This window comes from Neobacillus sp. C211 (assembly GCF_051842875.1).
Taxonomy (GTDB): Bacteria; Bacillota; Bacilli; order Bacillales; family Cytobacillaceae; genus Neobacillus.
Genome location: NZ_JBPXRO010000104.1, coordinates 1 through 774 on the forward strand (window position 1 = coordinate 1; position 774 = coordinate 774).

Annotated in this window: 1 pseudogene; it reads left to right on the plus strand. The window is 34.9% G+C overall.

From position 1 onward, the window contains the following. Positions 1-774: pseudogene (locus ACSU6B_RS29225) on the plus strand (group II intron reverse transcriptase/maturase); the annotation flags it as partial.

The following is a 774-nucleotide window of genomic DNA, read 5'->3' on the forward strand; positions in this document are numbered from 1 at the left end:
GTTTTGTGCAGAACTCGGTCTCAAGCAATTAAAATGAACTATGCTATAAAAGACTTTTTGAATAGAAGATTACACCTTGAAACCAGCGAAGAGAAATCAAAGGTAATTAACCTTAAGAAAAACTCTTCCGAGTTTCTCGGCTTTACTTTTAAAGTAGTAAGGAAGGGAAAGACTAGGTTTGGTCATGTAGTCCATTCACAGATGTCGAGAAAAGCTAAGACAAATGCCTTCAATAAAATTAAGGAAGCAATCAAAGCAATCCAGAAGAAGCCTTGTGTAGAAACGGTCTGGCATTACAACACAGTTGTGATGGGAATCCAAAACTACTATTCCGCAGCCACCCAAATTTCAACAAATCTGAATGAGTTAAACTTCTATCTAAGAAAAACACTGTATAATCGTTTAAAGATTTTTAGAACAGATGCGAGTCTTCATGAGATGACAAAAACTCTACAAAAAAGGTACAAAGGTTACAAATCGAAACTATACAAAATCCAAAGTATGGTATTTGTGCCCATATATGCCCAGAAGCATAAAACAAATCTATGTTTTTCGCAAGAAACATGTAATTATACTGCCGAAGGTAGAGATAAAATCCACAAAAGTCTAAAGGCTGTAAATAAAAGGGTTTTATTTTCAATCATGAGAAACTATATTTCAAATCGTTCAATTGAATACAATGACAATCGAATAAGTAAGTTTATTGCTCAATATGGGAAATGTGCAGTAACAGGAGCTGAACTTGGCATGAATGACTGGCACTGCCATCACAAG